The organism is Paenibacillus sp. J22R98, from assembly GCF_059383835.1.
Genome location: NZ_JBXENW010000002.1, coordinates 71,607 through 89,048 on the forward strand (window position 1 = coordinate 71,607; position 17,442 = coordinate 89,048).

The 17,442-nt window shown below is 48.0% G+C and carries 20 protein-coding genes and 1 pseudogene; 18 read left to right on the top strand and 3 right to left on the bottom strand.

What is annotated here, in order from left to right:
* Positions 1-145: 145 nt before the first annotated feature.
* The 4 genes from AC50Y3_RS05960 to AC50Y3_RS05975 all read left to right on the top strand — a co-directional run bounded on the left by AC50Y3_RS05960 (position 146) and on the right by AC50Y3_RS05975 (position 2,958).
* Positions 146-673 carry a GNAT family N-acetyltransferase gene (locus tag AC50Y3_RS05960; protein ID WP_494817863.1) on the top strand — a complete coding sequence of 176 codons (528 nt, stop codon included), beginning with the start codon at positions 146-148 and terminating at the stop codon, positions 671-673.
* Between the two features lie 179 nt (positions 674-852).
* Positions 853-1,833: an aldo/keto reductase gene (locus AC50Y3_RS05965; protein WP_494817864.1), complete on the top strand. Its 981-nt coding sequence runs from the start codon at positions 853-855 to the stop codon at positions 1,831-1,833.
* Positions 1,834-1,908: 75 nt separating this feature from the next.
* Positions 1,909-2,286: a MerR family transcriptional regulator gene (locus AC50Y3_RS05970; RefSeq protein ID WP_494817865.1), complete on the top strand. Its 378-nt coding sequence runs from the start codon at positions 1,909-1,911 to the stop codon at positions 2,284-2,286.
* Between the two features lie 111 nt (positions 2,287-2,397).
* Positions 2,398-2,958 (top strand): DJ-1/PfpI family protein, encoded by a 561-nt coding sequence (locus AC50Y3_RS05975; RefSeq protein ID WP_494817866.1) that lies wholly within the window; start codon positions 2,398-2,400, stop codon positions 2,956-2,958.
* 108 nt (positions 2,959-3,066) lie between these two features.
* Here AC50Y3_RS05975 and AC50Y3_RS05980 read toward each other — a convergent pair whose 3' ends face one another.
* Complete coding sequence (locus tag AC50Y3_RS05980) at positions 3,067-3,684, bottom strand: TetR/AcrR family transcriptional regulator (protein ID WP_494817867.1); 618 nt, start codon at positions 3,682-3,684, stop codon at positions 3,067-3,069.
* 169 nt (positions 3,685-3,853) lie between these two features.
* Here AC50Y3_RS05980 and AC50Y3_RS05985 point away from each other — a divergent pair, with 169 nt between their 5' ends.
* The 3 genes from AC50Y3_RS05985 to AC50Y3_RS05995 all read left to right on the top strand — a co-directional run bounded on the left by AC50Y3_RS05985 (position 3,854) and on the right by AC50Y3_RS05995 (position 7,557).
* Positions 3,854-5,065, top strand: a complete 1,212-nt coding sequence (locus AC50Y3_RS05985; RefSeq protein ID WP_494817868.1) for a multidrug efflux MFS transporter — start codon at positions 3,854-3,856, stop codon at positions 5,063-5,065.
* Between the two features lie 22 nt (positions 5,066-5,087).
* Positions 5,088-5,741: an MBL fold metallo-hydrolase gene (locus tag AC50Y3_RS05990; protein ID WP_494817869.1), complete on the top strand. Its 654-nt coding sequence runs from the start codon at positions 5,088-5,090 to the stop codon at positions 5,739-5,741.
* A 310-nt stretch (positions 5,742-6,051) separates the two neighbouring features.
* Positions 6,052-7,557 carry a malate:quinone oxidoreductase gene (locus tag AC50Y3_RS05995; protein ID WP_494817870.1) on the top strand — a complete coding sequence of 502 codons (1,506 nt, stop codon included), beginning with the start codon at positions 6,052-6,054 and terminating at the stop codon, positions 7,555-7,557.
* Between the two features lie 275 nt (positions 7,558-7,832).
* Here the strand turns inward: AC50Y3_RS05995 and AC50Y3_RS06000 are convergent, their stop codons facing one another.
* Positions 7,833-8,795, bottom strand: coding sequence for an aldo/keto reductase (locus tag AC50Y3_RS06000; RefSeq protein WP_494817871.1), 963 nt, complete (start codon positions 8,793-8,795; stop codon positions 7,833-7,835).
* A 207-nt stretch (positions 8,796-9,002) separates the two neighbouring features.
* Here AC50Y3_RS06000 and AC50Y3_RS06005 point away from each other — a divergent pair, with 207 nt between their 5' ends.
* The 3 genes from AC50Y3_RS06005 to AC50Y3_RS06015 are packed head-to-tail and all read left to right on the top strand — an operon-like array spanning position 9,003 to position 10,487.
* On the top strand, positions 9,003-9,485 hold the full coding sequence (locus AC50Y3_RS06005; protein WP_494817872.1) for a DUF2975 domain-containing protein: 483 nt from the start codon (positions 9,003-9,005) through the stop codon (positions 9,483-9,485).
* Positions 9,486-9,495: 10 nt separating this feature from the next.
* Entirely contained in the window at positions 9,496-9,705 is a 210-nt protein-coding gene (locus AC50Y3_RS06010) for a helix-turn-helix domain-containing protein (RefSeq protein WP_494817873.1), read from the top strand.
* Complete coding sequence (locus tag AC50Y3_RS06015; RefSeq protein ID WP_494817874.1) at positions 9,705-10,487, top strand: DUF817 domain-containing protein; 783 nt, start codon at positions 9,705-9,707, stop codon at positions 10,485-10,487. The genes AC50Y3_RS06010 and AC50Y3_RS06015 overlap by 1 nt, the downstream gene beginning before the upstream one ends.
* An 87-nt stretch (positions 10,488-10,574) precedes the next feature.
* Here AC50Y3_RS06015 and tgl read toward each other — a convergent pair whose 3' ends face one another.
* The gene (gene tgl, locus AC50Y3_RS06020) at positions 10,575-11,279 is read right to left on the bottom strand and encodes a spore coat transglutaminase TGL (protein WP_494817875.1); all 705 of its coding nucleotides are present in this window, start codon (positions 11,277-11,279) and stop codon (positions 10,575-10,577) included.
* 65 nt (positions 11,280-11,344) lie between these two features.
* Between tgl and AC50Y3_RS06025 the strand changes: the two genes are divergently transcribed.
* The 8 genes and pseudogenes from AC50Y3_RS06025 (at position 11,345) to AC50Y3_RS06060 (ending at position 17,409) form a co-directional block, all read left to right on the top strand.
* On the top strand, positions 11,345-11,527 hold the full coding sequence (locus AC50Y3_RS06025) for a hypothetical protein (RefSeq protein ID WP_494817876.1): 183 nt from the start codon (positions 11,345-11,347) through the stop codon (positions 11,525-11,527).
* The gene (locus AC50Y3_RS06030; protein ID WP_494817877.1) at positions 11,515-12,468 is read left to right on the top strand and encodes an ABC transporter ATP-binding protein; all 954 of its coding nucleotides are present in this window, start codon (positions 11,515-11,517) and stop codon (positions 12,466-12,468) included. The genes AC50Y3_RS06025 and AC50Y3_RS06030 overlap by 13 nt, the downstream gene beginning before the upstream one ends.
* Complete coding sequence (locus AC50Y3_RS06035) at positions 12,465-13,268, top strand: ABC transporter permease (protein WP_494817878.1); 804 nt, start codon at positions 12,465-12,467, stop codon at positions 13,266-13,268. Before AC50Y3_RS06030 ends, AC50Y3_RS06035 begins: the two co-directional genes overlap by 4 nt.
* A 284-nt stretch (positions 13,269-13,552) precedes the next feature.
* Positions 13,553-13,636, top strand: a pseudogene (locus tag AC50Y3_RS06040) (RCC1-like domain-containing protein); the annotation flags it as partial.
* 45 nt (positions 13,637-13,681) lie between these two features.
* A complete protein-coding gene (locus AC50Y3_RS06045; protein WP_494817879.1) occupies positions 13,682-14,257 on the top strand; it encodes a hypothetical protein in 576 nt (191 codons plus the stop codon).
* Between the two features lie 459 nt (positions 14,258-14,716).
* Entirely contained in the window at positions 14,717-15,517 is an 801-nt protein-coding gene (locus AC50Y3_RS06050) for an ABC transporter ATP-binding protein (protein ID WP_494817880.1), read from the top strand.
* Positions 15,518-15,535: 18 nt separating this feature from the next.
* Positions 15,536-16,072, top strand: a complete 537-nt coding sequence (locus AC50Y3_RS06055) for a GNAT family N-acetyltransferase (RefSeq protein ID WP_494817881.1) — start codon at positions 15,536-15,538, stop codon at positions 16,070-16,072.
* Between the two features lie 23 nt (positions 16,073-16,095).
* Positions 16,096-17,409 carry a glycoside hydrolase family 5 protein gene (locus tag AC50Y3_RS06060; protein ID WP_494817882.1) on the top strand — a complete coding sequence of 438 codons (1,314 nt, stop codon included), beginning with the start codon at positions 16,096-16,098 and terminating at the stop codon, positions 17,407-17,409.
* The last annotated feature ends 33 nt before the right edge of the window (positions 17,410-17,442 follow it).

Consider the following 17,442-nt stretch of genomic DNA (forward strand, 5'->3'; position numbering starts at 1 on the left):
ATCGTACCTCACTCCACTTCTATTTTATATCAAACTCCGTGAGAAACCAGAGAAGTATGGTGTAACGCTGACAATAAATATGTAATAATGTTACAGTTTAAGGGAGTCAATACCTTTTATCAGCGATGGGCAAGGAGGGATGATCATGGAAATTACAGGTGAGAAAGTTTTGCTTAGAGAGTACACGGCAGACGATTTTACTTTTTACAGTGAATTAGAACAAAATAGCCTTACTTACAAATACGAAACCCAACATCCGGACCATGACCAAATCATAAAAAATTTCCAAACGATCCTGGCCGATCGTGATGCCAATCCGCGTGTCGCATATGCATTTCTACTCTGTGATAAATTTGATTTGCGTCCTATTGGCAGGGTTAGAATTAAATTAAACTGGGCCGAAATCAAGGAGTGGGAAATTGGTTGGGCACTTCATCCCGATTATTGGAAGAAAGGCTACGCAACTGATGCGGCAAAAACGCTCATCGGTTTTGCTTTTAGCGAACTTCATGTTCATCGTGTAGTCGCTTACGCCAATGCGGAGAATGAGCTTTCCGAACAAGTCATGATTAGAGCCGGCATGATAAAGGACGGTTTACTTCGGGAGACAAGATTCTGCAATCAGAAGTGGTGTAATGAAGTGATCTATTCCGTACTTGAAAGTGACCTGTGAACAAGCATATTCCTCTAGTAACCATCATACTTTTTTACGAAGGCTGCCAATTGATTGGCAGCCTGTTGTGTATGCACTGTCTTGATGAGAGCTTGACTTGGAGTTAACTCCAAGTGAGATACTAGCCAATGAGGCAGATGAAGCGCAATTGAATGAACCGAAAGCGAGGAACCATTCTAATGGAATATGTGAAACTCGGAAATACGGGCCTGGATGTCTCTCGGCTTTGTCTGGGTTGTATGAGCTTTGGCGTTGCGGAGCGGTGGATTCATCCATGGGTGCTTGATGAAGAGAACAGTCGTCCTATTATTAAGAGAGCGCTTGAGCTTGGCATCAATTTCTTTGATACGGCGAATGTATATGCGGACGGCACAAGCGAGGAGATTGTTGGACGGGCTCTTAAGGATTATGCGAATCGCGACGAAATCGTATTGGCGACGAAGGTACATTTTCGCATGCATGAAGGGCCTAATGGTGCCGGACTTTCACGCAAGGCTATCATGAGTGAAATCGATAAGAGTCTTAAGCGATTAGGAACCGATTATGTGGATCTGTACCAAATACACCGCTGGGATTACAACACGCCAATTGAGGAAACGATGGAAGCCTTGCACGATGTTGTGAAGGCAGGGAAGGCCAGATACATTGGTGCTTCCGCGATGTATGCATGGCAGTTTCTAAAGGCGCTGCATGTGGCGGAGAAGAATCGGTGGACCCGGTTTGTGTCGATGCAGAATCACCTGAACCTGCTCTATCGTGAAGAGGAGCGGGAGATGCTGCCGCTTTGCAAGGAAGAAGGGATTGGCGTCATTCCATACAGCCCGCTGGCTTCCGGAAGATTGACGCGCGACTGGTCGGAGACCACCAAACGCTCCGAAACCGATCAGGTTCAGAAATCGAAATACGATGCAACGGCTGATGCAGATCGACTGATCGTAGAACGTGTAGCGGCAATCGCAGCAGGGCGCGGCGTTCCTCGTGCACAGGTCGCGTTAGCTTGGTTATTGCAGAAAGAACCGGTAACCGCGCCAATTATCGGTGCTACGAAACTGTCCCATCTCGAAGATCCGGCAGCTGCGCTTGCGATTAAACTAACAGCTGAAGAAATGGCGTCGCTGGAAGAGCCGTATATTCCTCACCGTGTGGTTGGCGCAATCTAATGGTTGTAACGATAAGGACGCCCTGCTCGCTGATAACGGGGCGTTCTTGATTGGAAAGCAGGAGGTGGCAGCGGGATGTTAATCGCAGAAGTAAGCGAGAAATTCGATCTATCACAGGATACACTCCGCTATTATGAACGCATTGGGCTTATCCCTCGCGTGAACCGGAACAAAAGCGGCATCCGCGATTATACCGAGGAAGATTGCAGGTGGGTGGATTACATCAAATGTATGCGAGGGGTAGGCCTTCCGATTGATGTATTGACGGAGTATGTTCGTTTGTTTCAACAGGGCGATGAGACCGTAGATGCCAGAAAAGAAATTCTAATCAGGCAGCGTGAGCAGCTCTTCATCAAGATGGAAGAGATGAAGCGAGTACTGGAGCGCATGGATGATAAAATAGCGAGATATGAACAAACCCTTGTTGAAAGGGAAAAAACGCTGAACCGATGATGAGCATACAGATGTCCTCGACAAAATAGGGCAATTTACGTCCCTTTACAGATATTTCCTCTTCATGGACAATGAATAAGAGTTCTAATTTGTTCATGGAGCGTGATCGAGTTGTCTAAGAAGATTCTTATCCTTACAGGTGATGCCGCTGAGTCATTGGAAGTGTATTATCCTTATTTCCGCGTATTGGAGGAAGGGTTTGAAGCGGTTATCGCGGCTCCAAGCGTGAAGACGCTGCGAACGGTCGTCCATGATTTCGAAGGCTGGGACACGTACACGGAGAAGCCGGGTTATCAGTTGAATTCGCATCTTGCATTCTCCGAGGTTGATCCTTCCGAATATGCCGGGCTTATTATCCCAGGCGGCAGAGCTCCTGAATATATTCGGTTAGACGATAACGTGCCTCGTATCGTCAGCCATTTCTTCGAAGCGGATAAGCCTGTTGGCGCGATCTGTCATGCGGCGCTTATTCTAGCGGTCGTTAATAATCGCAGCTACTTCGAAGGCCGCTCGATGACGGCTTACTCGGCCTGTCGTCCGGATGTTGAGTCGCTTGGCGCGACTTATGCGAAAGAAACCCTTTGCGTAGACGGCAATATCATTTCCGGTCACGCTTGGCCAGATCTCCCCGGTTTCATGCGGGAATTCTTGAAGCAAGTGAATAGTCGGTAGTTTCTAAGGCAGAGCATGGATAAATGTTGCAATACGATACAATATACCAAACGGCAGTCCAGGACGATCACTCGTCTAGGGCTGCCGTTTTTTACTGGGAGCTCGCGCTCAAGTTTGTGGAAGGAAGGTGAGGCAGATTTGCTCCAGAAACCGCTCCGATGAATAGCCGCGCTCTTCGAGCTGAAAGGAGTAGGCTTCGCTGCTTAGGGCCATTAGGAGCATGTCCGCTTTAAACACGTTGTTCGGCTGCTGAGGCTGACCGGATACCGTCATTTCGTCGAGCAGCTCTACGATCAGCTGATGCAGCTCTACATACAAAGGGCTTTGCGTTCGCGATCGAAACCGGTTGGTGGAAGCGGAGTCTTCAACCCCTTTAAGAAGCTGGGATTTCTTCTCCCTGAATCGAATGAACAAGCTGAGCAGCCCTTGCAGTCGTTCGCTTGGCGGGGCTGTTCGATGATCCAGCAAGTGCGTTTCGATACTATCGAACAGAAGGATGATGTTCTCTTTCATTAGATCGTGGCACAGCTCGCCTTTATTGCGATACCGGCGGTATAACGTGCCCGGACCAATCTGTGCTTCTGTAGCAATTTGGTTCATACTGACTTGTTCTACACCATGTTGATCGAAGAGGCGAAGTGCTGCATCCAAGATGCGCTGACGATTCTCGGCAGCATCGCGGCGTTCGGAACGTGGTGGAGGCGTTGGTATAGGAGAATCTTGCATGGATAGGCTCACTTCCCGAAATTCAAATAGGTCTGTCTTGACAAGCGGAGCGGTCTCCGTTTAACATTAAATGGAGAGGTCTCCGCTTCATGCTATCATAAAGAATGGAAGTGTTCAACATGATGAACAAATACGTTTTTTTCGTACGTCGTTTAGGTTGATGCGCCTAATGCCAATTTGGAAAAGAAATTTGATTGTTTGCTGGTTCGGGATGTTTGTGACAGGAGTGGGCATGAGTCAGATTGCGCCTGTATTACCGCTGTTTATCAAGCATCTTGGCGTCGATGATGCAAGCGAAATTGCTCAATTCTCCGGACTTGCGTTCGGCATTACGTTTATCATTTCCGCGATTTTCTCCCCAATATGGGGCGCGGCTGCAGATAAATTTGGGCGGAAACCGATGCTGCTGCGAGCGAGTCTGGGTATGGCGATTGTGATTTTCTGTATGGGCTTTGCGCCTAATGTATATGTATTAATTGGACTCCGTTTATTGCAAGGCGTTATCACCGGATACGGAACGGCGTGTACGACGTTAATTGCTACTCAGACCGATCGAGAGCATGCCGGTTATGCGTTAGGCACACTGTCGACGGCTAGTATTGCGGGCTCTTTGCTTGGGCCTATGATCGGCGGCTTCCTGGTGGAGAACTTCGGGATGCAAAATGTATTCTTCATCACAGGAGCACTGATGTTTATCGCGTTCTTAACAACGGCCTTATTCGTCAAAGAGACCTTCACGCGCAAAGATAAACAGGTGAAGAGCGCCAAAGAAGTGTGGGCTCTTATTCCGGAGAAAAGCTTGACGATCACAATGTTCGTGACCTTCTTCGTTTTAACGGTAGCCCTGTATTCGGTGGAACCGATCCTTACCGTTTATATTACCCAGTTAACCCTCAATCTCAGTCATGTCGCACTCATTGCCGGGATCACTTTCTCTGCCTCGGGGCTTGCCAATATTTTTGCGGCTCCACGGTTAGGGAAATTATCTGATCGCATCGGTGCACATAAAGTCATGTTGTTTTCTCTGGTTGCGGCCGGAATCATATTCATCCCTCAAGCTTTCGTAAGTAATCCGTGGCAGTTAATGATTCTGCGATTCTTGTTAGGGCTCACGGCTGCCGGGCTAACGCCTACTGTTAACATTTTGATTAAGAAAATTACACCTACAGCCATTACGGGAAGAGTGTTTGGTTTTGCGATGTCGGCAGGTTACTTAGGCGTATTTGGAGGGGCAGTTCTTGGCGGGCAAGTGGCAGCCTGGTTCGGCAGCCGCTACGTCTTTATTGTTACCAGCGCGCTCCTTTTGAGCAATGCGGTGTGGGTGTATGTTAACGTGTATAAGAAGCTGCAAGGGAATAAAGATTTGAATGCAATCCAATAACTTTAATAAGGGGGCTCCTCCTATGCAAATCAAATGGTTCGGTCATTCCTCATTTCTTCTGACATCAGATGCAGGTACGAGGATTCTCATCGATCCTTATTATAAATTTCTTGGCTACCGCATGCCGGTCCCCATTGAATCGGATATCGTTGTCGTCACGCATAATCATGGCGATCATAATAAAATCGAGGCGGCCTCGGGCAACTATATCCTTGTGAATCAACCAAAGGAATATAACTGCGGCGATGTGCGCATAACCGGGTTCAAGACATTCCACGATAAGGTGGAAGGGAAGAAAAGAGGCCCTAATATTATTTTTCGCTTCGAAATGGATGGTCTGACGATCTGTCATTGCGGAGATTTGGGACATCTGCTAAGTGATGAGCAAGTCAATGCAATCGGCAAAGTGGACGTCCTTATGATTCCCGTTGGGGGAAGAATGACGCTTGATGGAACGGAGGCTGCGCAGGTGATGCGTCAATTGCAGGCGACAGTGGCGATTCCCATGCATTATCGTACGAAGGCACTCGGCTTCCTTGGGCGAATCGTCTTCGCTAAGGCGGATAAATTCCTCGCGGCCGCTGGGACGCGTTCAACGTTAGATGTGAAGATGCTGAATATATACGAAGACAATGCAGCTGATTTTGCCGGCACGGTCACGATGCGGTACGTATAGAGCTGGCGAGATTTGGCTTTGTTATTTGCTAGGAAGAAGTGGTTAAACTAATAAAGGTATGGGGCCTGTTAGTTTTTACCGCTATCGGCAAGCTTAGTGGAATAAAGGATATGTTAGGTGCAATTGGTACACGAATTTGTAAAGGATTATTGAACCCAATTATTTTAATCTCTAAATAATAGTGATACACTAGGAGAGAGAAAAATGACCGGAAAAGATGTGTGATAAGGTTTTACCCTGGCTTGCTGTGGCGCTTTAGCAGGAACGCTCACATCCTTTCTGCAAATCGTAGAGTAGAAGGACGGTAAACATGAGCAACAGACAAACGAAAACAGACGTTATCTTGATTGGTGCCGGCATCATGAGTGCTACCTTAGGTTCGCTGCTTAAAGAATTGGTACCGGACTGGAACATTACCGTGCTGGAGCGGCGCGGAACTGCCGGCGAGGAAAGCTCAAACGAATGGAACAATGCAGGAACAGGACATTCCTCACTTTGCGAGCTTAACTACACTACCGAGAAACCGGACGGGTCCATAGATATTAGCAAAGCTATTAAAGTGAATGAAGAATACCAGCTTTCGAGACAGTTTTGGTCTTATCTGGTTAACAGCAACTTGATTCGTAATCCACAGGACTTTATCGTTCCGGTGCCTCATATGAGTTTTGTTCAAGGGGAACAAGATGTCAACTTTTTGAGGAAACGGTTTAAAGCTTTGGAACACAATCCACTGTTTGACGGAATGGAATATTCCGAAGATCCAGCGAAGCTGAAGGAATGGATTCCGCTGATGATGAAAGACCGGAATGTTAACCAACCGATCGCGGCTACAAGAATCGAATCGGGTACGGATGTGAACTTTGGTGCTCTGACGCGAATCTTGTTTGACCACCTGAAGAGTGAGAACGTTGATATCAAGTTCAACCATAATGTTGATGATATCAAACGTGCGTCAGACGGCTCGTGGGAACTGAAAGTACGCAATGTCGAGAACGGCGCGGTTGAGCGTCAAACGGCGAAGTTCGTCTTCATCGGCGGCGGCGGCGGAAGTCTGCATTTGCTGCAGAAATCCGGTATTCCTGAAGGGAAAGGGATTGGCGGCTTCCCGGTAAGCGGATTGTTCATGGTTTGTCAGAATCCGGAAGTGGTAGCGCAGCATCGTGCCAAAGTATATGGACAAGCTCCGGTCGGTGCGCCTCCAATGTCGGTTCCGCATTTGGACACACGCGTGATCGATAAGAAAGAGTCGCTGTTCTTCGGACCGTTTGCCGGCTTCTCGCCGAAGTTCTTGAAATTCGGTTCGATGTTCGACTTGTCGTCCTCCGTTAAAGGGCATAACCTCGTTACGATGATGGCAGCTGGCGTGAAGAACGTTTCATTGACCACCTACCTGATCAAGCAAGTTATGTTATCGAAAGAAAAACGTATGGAAGCGTTGCGGGAATTTGTTCCGAATGCAAACAGCGCGGATTGGGAATTACTAGTAGCGGGTCAGCGTGTACAAATTATTAAAGATACTGCGGCCGGCAAAGGAACACTTCAATTTGGTACGGAAGTTATTAGCGCCGCTGACGGCTCCATTGCAGCCTTGCTTGGAGCATCTCCTGGTGCGTCAACCGCAGTTTCCGTTATGCTTGAAGTCATTAAGAAATGCTTCCCTGAACATGTTAAAGAGTGGGAGCCGAAGATCAAAGAAATGATTCCTTCTTATGGCGTGTCCCTGTTGAAAAACCCTGAGTTGATCCGTCAACATCAGCTTTCCACAGCGAAGGCGCTTGGTCTGAGCGAGAAGGGTTCGTTGCAGGCTACGCACTAACAATAGGAATTGAAGCAGCCGAGATTGTTCGGCTGCTTTTTTGCGTTATGGAGGTGTTTGGTGGGAGGCGGAATACGCTAACGAACCGTAGAGGCCTTGTTTGCCCCAGAACAGCAGCGAAAAAATTCTAACGAACCGCAGCGGCCTTATTTGTTGTTTGGCGTGTATGTGGGAGCCGAAAATTCTGAAATAAGGCCTTCATGGTTCGTTAGATTCTCGAAACCTCGTAATTCAGCCGATTAAGGCCTCTACGGTTCGTTAGAAATTCGCGGCGGTTAACCCTTCTCAAGGAAGTGAAGCTGATCAGGCGTTAGGATGAGATCGCCGGCTGCGCAGCTGTCGCGCATATTGTCCGGTGTCTTTGAGCCGATAATCGGGAAAACAGAGAATGGCTGCGAAGTCAAATAGGCTAGAGCAATAACCGTGCCGGTTGTTCCGAGAGCGCCTGCCAATTGCTGTACGCGATCTAGGAGGTCGAAGCAGCGATCGTTAAAGAAGTTTCGCTCCACATGGGCTGCGCTTGCATGCGTACCTGCTGCTTTCCCTCGCTCATATCTACCGCTGAAGAAGCCGTTCGCCTGAGAGGAGAAGGGGATAACGGCTAAGCCGCTTTCCGCATAGTAGCGTCTGTCTGCTTCAAGATCATCGTTTGCGGAACCGGTATAGTAACCAGCTAAATTCCAATACGGTTGATTGGCAACAAACGGCGTTAGACCGTTGGCAGCCGCGCAGCTCTGGGCTTGTTTAATCCGTTCCACGGTCCAATGCGAGCAGCCGATATGACGGATTTTACCCGCTAGAACTTGGCTGTGAAGGGTCTCCATAATTTCTTCGACCGGCCTGCTTGGCTCATCGCGATGCAGCCAGTACAGGTCGATGTAGTCGGTTCGGAGCAGCTTCAAGCTTTCATCAATCTCCTGATGAAGGACTTCTCGTCCAAGCCTCGCTTGATGCGGTGTTTCCTCTTCGGGATGACCGCCCTTGGTGGCTAGAACAAGCTTATCGCGGTTGCCTCGTTCCTGCATCCATTCGCCAAGGCGGGTTTCGGTTAAGCTTCTTCCGAGCCCGAGCCAGTTATCATACGAATGCGCCGTGTCGATAAAGTTGCCGCCAAGCTCTAGATAGAGATCAATGAGCCGAAATGCATCCTCGCGTGACATTCCACCGCCGAAGCCGCCTGTACCCATGCAGATGACAGAGGCATTTAACGTTGTACCGGGTATTTCTCTATAAAGCATGTCCCTCATTCCCTCCCCATTAGTGCCCGTTCGATACCTTTGACAATGCCATGTTCCGCTGGGAATGGCAATGTACAATAAACGAATTGAGAGCTATCCGTGAAAGTTGAAACAACACAAATAACTTGTTTTACGATTTAAATTTATTGCAAAACGATAAATATTGTGCTAAATTCAACTTGAGAGAATGGAAATGAGGTGCATGACATGGAACGTGGTTCAACACTTTTCTTGAAGGTAACTGTTTTTCTGATCGGCATTCCGGTTCTGGCTTTGTGCATTTTTGTCATTCCAGAGATCGCGAGCTATATTGTAGAGCTGTATCCGGATCATACTTATCTCAAATATTTTGTTTGTATGGATCTCTATGCAACGGTGATTCCCTTTTACACTGCACTGTATCAAGCATTCAAACTTCTGTGCTATATTGACAGGAACCAGGCTTTCTCGGATTTATCTGTCACTGCTTTGAAGAAGATCAAATACTGTGCATTCTCAATCAGTGCCTTGTTTGTACTGGGGATGCCCCTCTTTTACCTTTTAGCAGAGAGAGACGATTCCCCCGGCGTCATTGTAATCGGGATGGTGTTTATATTTGCTTCGATGGTGATTGCGGTCTTCGCGGCTGTTCTTCAGAAGCTGCTGAACAATGCCATAGCTATTAAATCAGAAAACGACCTAACGGTCTGAGGTGAATAATATGGCGATCATAATAAATATTGATGTGATGTTGGCGAAGCGAAAAATGAGCGTAACAGAGCTATCGGAGAGAGTTGGTATCACAATGGCGAATCTATCTATTCTGAAGAATGGGAAGGCTAAAGCGATTCGCATCTCCACTTTAGAGGCGATTTGTAAAGCTTTGGATTGTCAGCCCGGAGATGTTCTGGACTACCAAATGGATGAATAATGAGAAGGGCATTCCTGCAGCTCGTTCGTTTTGGCTGGGAGCAGGCATGGTCTTGCCTGTTTCCCGTTGTTATATTCGCTTCGCTGGCATTAACACAGCTTATCCAGATGCCATGGCTTCCGAGGTATGACTTGCTGCTGCTTATTTGCCTCGGGATGCAGTGGTGGATGGTTCATTCCGGCCTTGAATCACGCGATGAGGTTAAGGTTATTACCTTGTTTCACTTGATAGGTTTGGCACTTGAAATCTTCAAGGTGCATATGGGTTCATGGTCGTACCCTGGAGAAGGGTACACGAAGGTGTTCGGCGTTCCGTTATACAGCGGCTTTATGTATGCGAGTGTTGCGAGTTATCTCTGCCAAGCCTGGCGGCGGATGGACGTCGAATTGCTTAGATGGCCGCCATTCCCGGTGGTGGTAACACTGGCTGCCATGATTTATTTAAACTTCTTTACCCATCATTATTGGATCGATGCTCGCTGGTGGTTGTCTGCACTTGTAATAATCGTATTTTGGCGGACTTGGGTTACCTTTGAGGTTGGGGGAACAAGATACCGGATGCTGCTCGCGCCTTCATTCGTATTAATAGGATTCTTTATCTGGATTGCCGAGAACGTCGCAACTTTCTTCGGGGCATGGGAATATCCGGATCAGACCGGATCATGGCGGATCGTTCATTTTGGGAAAGTGAGCTCATGGCTGCTGCTTGTGATTGTTAGCTTTCTGATCGTTGCGACCTTGAAGCTGGTTAAAGGCGGGCAAGGCACGAGCAGAACAAAATAATTCGAAATCTATGGGGGCTGCCTGCGGGGTGGCCCTTTGTTAACTATAAAAGGCCAGGTTGAGCATTCGCTCTTCCTGGCCTTTATGCTAATGCCGGATGTATCTTCGTGCGCCGACGCTAGCACCTATTGCATTCGGGTTTGGCCATCTGGTTGTATTATAGTACAAGCGCATATCAGCCGGAGCGTATTGGGATAGATGATAGAAATCAGGATAAACCAGCCGATCTTCCAAATAGGCGGATTTCGTTGCATTCGCAATACGGCGTTTGTTCAATGAAGCGATGATACCCTCTCCGGATTTGATACCAATTCCGTGTCCGAAATAAAGGTCGTCGCTCAGCATGATGACATTCTCACCTTGCCACTCCATTTTCTCTGGATTAACTTCCGGGTTTTTGAAATATAACACGTCACCGGGCTTTGCATTCGAGCTTGGCGTGTCTTCGGTAATCAGTCCAAGGTCGCTGTCTGCTTGCCAGGAGTGCAGGTACAGATTTTGAAACAATCGATTAAACGGGGTTTCTCCGAGCGAATCCAGAACGCCTTTGTATAGAACGATGATGACGGCAGTTGCACACTCGAAGCCGTATTTTTTTCCGTTTGAGAAAATATCTTGGATGGCCTCGGCCGGCATGACACTATCCTTGAGCTGAAAACCTCCTTCATCCGTCAATGTCCAATACTTCTCATTACAAAACGACTTCTTAAACGTAGCGAATCCCGCGGGGCTGCTTTGCAACTCCTTGGCTGCCGCGACAATATTCGACCGTAAGGTCGATTCGAAATGCATGTCGGCTCTGCCTCCTCATCATTCTCAAAATGCCTATTCCATTGTATGGGCAAAGGAGAAAGCGTGTGCGTTTACGCAACATCCTAAATGATCCAAAACCGATTAGTATCGGTCTTCAGACAGAGAAGAAAATACAGCTTGAGATGGTGCGGGATTTGGTCTGCAGACGCTCCATCGGATTGACGTTTCCGTTTATCCTTAACAGTATCTGGTATTCGAATGGAGGCGTTGTTCTTTGGAACGGATGATTTATGAGGTTCGGGATGTCAGCAAGCTGTACAAGAAAGGGAAAGCTAAGGCGAACGAGCATATCACATTCGATATTCCGGAAGGGGAGATTCTAGGGGTACTTGGCCCGAACGGCGCAGGGAAATCCACCTTGATCAAGCAGATGGTCGGTCATCTGGAGCCAACGGAAGGACGTATTCTGTTCGCCGGGGAAGACGTAGCTAAACAGACGAGGAAAGTGGCGAGTCTCGTTGCATACTTCTCGCAGGAGCCTCAAGTGCTGTCGGCGTTGAAAGCTTATGAGGCACTTGCTTTTACAGGGAGGCTGAGGGGGATGGTAAAATCCGCCGCTGAGCGGGAAGCGGAGGCGCTGCTTGAGCAGTTCGGGATGACGGCGTTCCGCGATAAGCAGCTTAAGCATCTCTCCGGCGGACAGAAGCGAATGATCGGCATCGGAACGGCGCTGATCGGACACTCTCCGGTGATGATTTTCGATGAGCCCACCAATGAGCTTGACCCGAAGAACCGCCGCCTGGTCTGGAATCTGATCAAGGAGCGTAACCGACAGGGATCGACCGTCATCCTGGTCACACACAATGTGCTCGAAGCTGAGCAGGTTGTTCATCGCGTTGCCGTCATTAACCACGGACGCCTGCTTGATATCGATGCGGTTTCGCGGCTGAAGCAGAAGGTGGATCAGCGTTTGAAGTTTGAACTAAGTACCGAATTCGGACGCAAAGAGGAAGTTATGGCGTCGTTGGCCAACTGGGGGAGTCTGCAGGATAACGGCGACAACCGACTGGTGCTTCTTGTCGAGAAGCAGGCGGCCAGCCGGATGCTCGATTATATTATCCGCCACCCTGAGCTGCCGATCGAAGAGTATGCCGTGAAACCGCCGAGTTTGGAAGACGTGTATTTCCATATCGACGAGCAAGCCCGGAAGGCGGTGGTTGGGGAATGAAGCCTTCAACGCTAACCAATCCTGCGGCGACGTTTGCAGTTCCGATCAAGGGTCCGGGGAGGCTGTGGACCGAGATCTCCATTCTGTTTCGCATCCAATTCGCCATTGTTAAAGACAGTTGGGTTTGGGTCATTCTGATGGCCACGATGTTCCCGCTGACGACAGTGCTGTTCATGAAGTTTTTCGCGGAAAATCCGAGCGAAGAGATGATGATTCGCATTATCGCAGGTAATCTGATCTTCGGTCTTATCGTGATGGGGATGAACTCAATGGGGCAGGAAATTTCCTGGCAGAAGCATGAGGGTCATTTTACGTACTACGCCTCACTGCCCATATCCAAAATCAACTTCGTACTCGCTAATTTGTTCAAGGGTCTGCTCAATACGATCCCTTCCTTTATTCTCCTAGGCATGATCGGACAATTGATATACGGGATTCAGTTTCATTATTCGTGGTGGCTGCTCTTGGTTGTTATTCTGTCGCTCATGAGTGTGGTCGGGATCGGGGTGTTCATCGGCTTCTGGTCGCCAAACCATCAACTGACCAACATGCTGGTTCAAGCACTTATGATGATTGTCACGTTCCTCTCGCCCGTCATGGTGGAGATCGACCAACTTCCCGCGCCGCTTCAATGGTTGTCCTATGTTTTCCCCACTACTTATGCTTCAGATGCGATGCGTAACGTGCTCTTAACCGGCTGGTCGCGAGGCGTCATGCTGGACTGCATCGTGCTGCTCGGCTACAGCCTTGTGACGATTGTGCTGATTAACAGAATCGTGAATTGGCGAATTAAGAAGTAGCGCGTACGGAGGTATAGAGAGAATGATAGCATTATAAGTAAATATAACTTAGACCCGCAGCCCGTTGCTGTGGGTCTCTTTTTAATTGAAGTAACGGAAGGTTTTGCGCGAAAAATTACTTGAACGATATAAACTCCAAACGGCATTACGAGGGTTCCAGTATGTGGTATATTCAAGCTAGGTTAACGGGAGGGGATCCGATATTTGTTTACCGTGATATATATTTTTATCTTGTATATGCTCATTAGTACGATAATCAAATTTTCGAAAAAGAAGTGGCGTTCATGGTGAGAAAATGGCCCAAAGATACCTTAGCAGCGGGCTATCGTCATACCGTTGTGCTTAAATCGGACGGCACTGTGGTGGCCAAACGAATGAAATAGATAACCTACACAAATACTGGAGTGGATTCTATGAACACGAGAGATTGGATTGTCCCCGTGCTGAATATTATTGGACCTGTTGGCATTGGAAAGTCGAGTACCGCAGATGCCATATCCGAAATTCTGGAGTATGACTATAAACTTCCTCATGCAGTAGTCGACCTCGATGATGTAAGGCGTGCATTCCCTACACCATCAGAAGATCCTTTTAACATGGAGCTTGGGTTTAAAAATCTTGCTGCTGTCTGGAACAACTATCGCTCTGTTGGAGCAAAGTGTCTGATCATACCAAGTGTGATGGAGAGCACAGAACATCTGAACAAAATGCGATTATCAATACCGGGAGCTGAACTATTCGTAGTACGCCTTGTTGCGTCACTTGAAGTCAACCATGATCGGATTCGTGGCAGGGAAAAAACCATCGATTCACTAAATTGGCATCTACAGCGCTCAACCCAACTCACCAAGGAACTCGCCGAGAAGAAATTGGAGAATGTAATCGTAGACACTGAGAATAAGCTGCCATCTGACATAGGTCAAGAAATCATCCGTGAATGGGGAATCATAGAGTGGTATGCCGCATCAAAAGGACACGAACATGATTGACATTCTATATGCTAAAGTCCGAGTTCCTTTGATTTTGTGAAATTACTAAAGGTGCTCAAGGGTAATAAGTAAGTAAATATATAGAGGTGCGATTATTGGATATTTGATTAAAATAATCTACTCCGGGATCGGGATATCCAACGAAAAATATGAATGGACCATCATGCTTGGCATTTACATGTTGATTTTTGTTTTGTACAGAAACAAGCTCCAGTTTAGCGGATGGTATACAGGAAAAGGACGAGAGAAGCTGCCTAGAAGTGCGACTCGGTTTTTGATTATCATTTCTACTCTGTTGATTTTATTGCCGGTATTTCTAGGTTAGGCATGATACGATTAAACTAGGTAGCCGAGATCGGCTGCCTTTTTCAGTTACTAGGATAAACATCAATGGAGTAATCGTGCTAATATGGGTACAATTGGAGTTTCAGGAACAACATCAATAGAAGGTGAGTTAGCATGAAAGGAGCTTTGCAGAATACTATGATCATCGATATCGAGCATGTTACTTGGCGACGGGAGGGACTTACGCTGCTGAATGATGTCAGCTGGCAGGTCTCACCCGGCGAACATTGGGCGCTGCTTGGCCTGAATGGCTCGGGCAAAACAACGCTGCTAAATATGGTGAACGGTTATTTCTGGCCATCTGAGGGTTCGGTCAGCGTGCTTGACCGCCGTTTCGGCGAAGTCGACCTGAGGGAGCTTCGCAAAGAAATCGGATGGGTCAGTACATCCCTTCAGGAGAAGCTATACGCTTCGGACCGTGCGCAAAACATTGTGATCAGCGGCAAGCACGCGACGATCGGGCTGTATGACCTTATTTTGGATGAGGAGCTTGATTTAGCTCGGTCGCTGATGGAGAGGCTGGGGTGTGCCCATCTGTGGGATCGCGAGTTTCGCATCTGCTCGCAAGGCGAGAAACAGAAACTGCTCATCGCCAGAGCGCTAATGGCAAAGCCGCGCATTCTTATCCTGGACGAGCCGTGCAACGGCCTTGACTTGTTCTCTCGTGAACGGCTGCTTGCCAGTATCAAGGATTTGGCTGAAAGCAAGGATGCCCCAACGCTAATTTACGTCACCCATCATACGGAAGAGATTTTGCCGGTTTTCACGCATGCGCTGCTCATCCGAGGCGGCGAGGTCGTGCGCAGCGGGCGAACGGAAGACGTCCTGACGACAGACGGTCTCAGCGAGTTTTTTGAATCACCCGTGGCAGTAGAAAAGTATCGTGATCGAGTGTATGTGCGAATAGCGGAGTAAGAAACGGAGGGTTGCCTGATGGAGATGAAGATACGATTAATCGAGGAAAGTGATTATGAACAAGCGTATGCATTTCAGTGCGAGTATTTGGATGTAGAAAACTTTGAGGATTTTATGCAACGGGTGAATAGTGCTCCTGACTTGTACTTCGTAACCGTGGATGGTAATGAAGTGGTTGGTATTTGCTATGGTAGTCCGTCTAAGAGAAATAATGCAGTCATTAATTTGAATGGGATCGCGGTTAATCTGGATGTTACAAAGAAATATGCTAGAGTTGGGCTGGGAACAAAGATGCTGCGGGTCTTTGAAACTGCGGTGAAGAAAAGAAGCTATGATAGAATTGGTGTAGGTTCAGCGGACGATCCCAAAGTAGAAGCTTTTTATTTGAAAAATGGATTTAAACCAACGGAACTGGTAGTCAAAGGTTCAAATCTGGAAGAAATGGAGAGAGTCCGAGTAGATGACTATGAAAGCGGAATTTTACGAAGAGAAGAACTAAGACGTAAATACAATCCAAGAGAAGTGATTTTCATTTTAGAAAAGTATTTAGAATGAATTACTTCAGGGAGGCCGCGACATTGAAAAAATGGAGTATTGCGCTCGTTGTCTTACTGCTCATGATTGTATTGGCAACGGGGTGTAAAGGTGGCACGCAAAACCTAGGAGATGAGGTATCGAACAAGACGGAGAATGCCACGCCGGCGGCGAGCAAAGCAGAGGAGAACACTCCGTCTCCGGCGAGCAAAGCAGAGGAGAATACGCCGTCTCCCGATCCGACTCCTGCTGCTTTGCCCGCGACTACGCCGGACCCTAAGCTGCCGAAGCGTGACCCGCAGTCGGCGCCGCTTGATGTATTTCAACAGGCGAAACAGCTCGGGAGAGGCGTCAATCTTGGCAACGCGCTTGAGGCGCCGATAGAAGGACAATGGGGAGTTATTCTACAGGAAAGCTACTTCAAGACGATCAAGGATGCAGGCTTCGAAACGGTCCGCGTTCCGATTAAGTGGTCGGCGCATGCGGACGCGCAAGCTCCATTCGCTATTGACGCCAAGTTTTTCGAACGCTTGGATTGGGTCATCGACCAGGCGCTGAAGCAGGAGCTGAACGTAGTTCTTGACATGCACAATTTCGATGAGATCTATCTGAATCCAGATGAGCAGGAGACTCGTTTTCTGGCGCTATGGAAGCAAATTTCGGCACGGTATAAGGAGCTTCCCAGCAATGTGTATTTTGAAATGCTCAATGAACCAAACGGTTCTCTGACCTGGTCAAAATGGAATAAAATGCTGAAGAAAGCGCTCGATACGATTCGAAGCGAGGATCAGTGGCATACGGTCATTATCGGCTCCGTCAACTGGAGCAATTACGCTGATCTTGTGTCGCTCGACATTCCGGTTAACGAACAGAATGTTATCGTTACGTTCCATTATTACGATCCTTTTCTCTTCACCCACCAGGGGGCAGAATGGGGAGGGCCGGAGGTCGGAACCATCGGCGTCATATGGCCAGGTCCTCCGGCGCAGAAGGTGGAACCGATCACTTCCGCCAAGCAGGTGAATTGGGTGGACGATTGGTTCCAAGATTACAATACGGAACCGGTGGAAACGAATCCGGCAGGTCCCAATTCGATTGTGGAAGCCTTTGATAAGGTGAACAATTGGGCAAAGGAGAACCATCGCCCGATCTATCTTGGCGAATTCGGCGCGTACAGCAAAGCCGATATGCCTTCACGAGCACGTTGGACGTCCTTTGTGCGAGAGGAAGCGGAGAAGCACGGTTTCAGCTGGGCTTATTGGGAATTTTGCTCGGGCTTCGGGGTGTATGACCCCATAGCTAATCAGTATCGGAAGGAATTGCTGGATGCGCTTATTCCTCATAAGGAGGGCAGCTGAAATTAATCAGCTGCCTTTTTTGTATGAATAGCA

Bases quoted from the DNA above. Each gene is read 5' to 3' on its own strand.
- AC50Y3_RS05960 (WP_494817863.1), top strand. From the start codon at position 146: ATGGAAATTACAGGTGAGAAAGTTTTGCTTAGAGAGTACACGGCAGAC.
- AC50Y3_RS05965 (WP_494817864.1), top strand. From the start codon at position 853: ATGGAATATGTGAAACTCGGAAATACGGGCCTGGATGTCTCTCGGCTT.
- AC50Y3_RS05970 (WP_494817865.1), top strand. From the start codon at position 1,909: ATGTTAATCGCAGAAGTAAGCGAGAAATTCGATCTATCACAGGATACA.
- AC50Y3_RS05980 (WP_494817867.1), bottom strand. From the start codon at position 3,684: ATGCAAGATTCTCCTATACCAACGCCTCCACCACGTTCCGAACGCCGC.
- AC50Y3_RS05985 (WP_494817868.1), top strand. From the start codon at position 3,854: ATGCCAATTTGGAAAAGAAATTTGATTGTTTGCTGGTTCGGGATGTTT.
- AC50Y3_RS05990 (WP_494817869.1), top strand. From the start codon at position 5,088: ATGCAAATCAAATGGTTCGGTCATTCCTCATTTCTTCTGACATCAGAT.
- AC50Y3_RS05995 (WP_494817870.1), top strand. From the start codon at position 6,052: ATGAGCAACAGACAAACGAAAACAGACGTTATCTTGATTGGTGCCGGC.
- AC50Y3_RS06000 (WP_494817871.1), bottom strand. From the start codon at position 8,795: ATGCTTTATAGAGAAATACCCGGTACAACGTTAAATGCCTCTGTCATC.
- AC50Y3_RS06005 (WP_494817872.1), top strand. From the start codon at position 9,003: ATGGAACGTGGTTCAACACTTTTCTTGAAGGTAACTGTTTTTCTGATC.
- AC50Y3_RS06010 (WP_494817873.1), top strand. From the start codon at position 9,496: ATGGCGATCATAATAAATATTGATGTGATGTTGGCGAAGCGAAAAATG.
- AC50Y3_RS06015 (WP_494817874.1), top strand. From the start codon at position 9,705: ATGAGAAGGGCATTCCTGCAGCTCGTTCGTTTTGGCTGGGAGCAGGCA.
- tgl (WP_494817875.1), bottom strand. From the start codon at position 11,279: ATGCATTTCGAATCGACCTTACGGTCGAATATTGTCGCGGCAGCCAAG.
- AC50Y3_RS06035 (WP_494817878.1), top strand. From the start codon at position 12,465: ATGAAGCCTTCAACGCTAACCAATCCTGCGGCGACGTTTGCAGTTCCG.
- AC50Y3_RS06045 (WP_494817879.1), top strand. From the start codon at position 13,682: ATGAACACGAGAGATTGGATTGTCCCCGTGCTGAATATTATTGGACCT.
- AC50Y3_RS06050 (WP_494817880.1), top strand. From the start codon at position 14,717: ATGAAAGGAGCTTTGCAGAATACTATGATCATCGATATCGAGCATGTT.
- AC50Y3_RS06055 (WP_494817881.1), top strand. From the start codon at position 15,536: ATGGAGATGAAGATACGATTAATCGAGGAAAGTGATTATGAACAAGCG.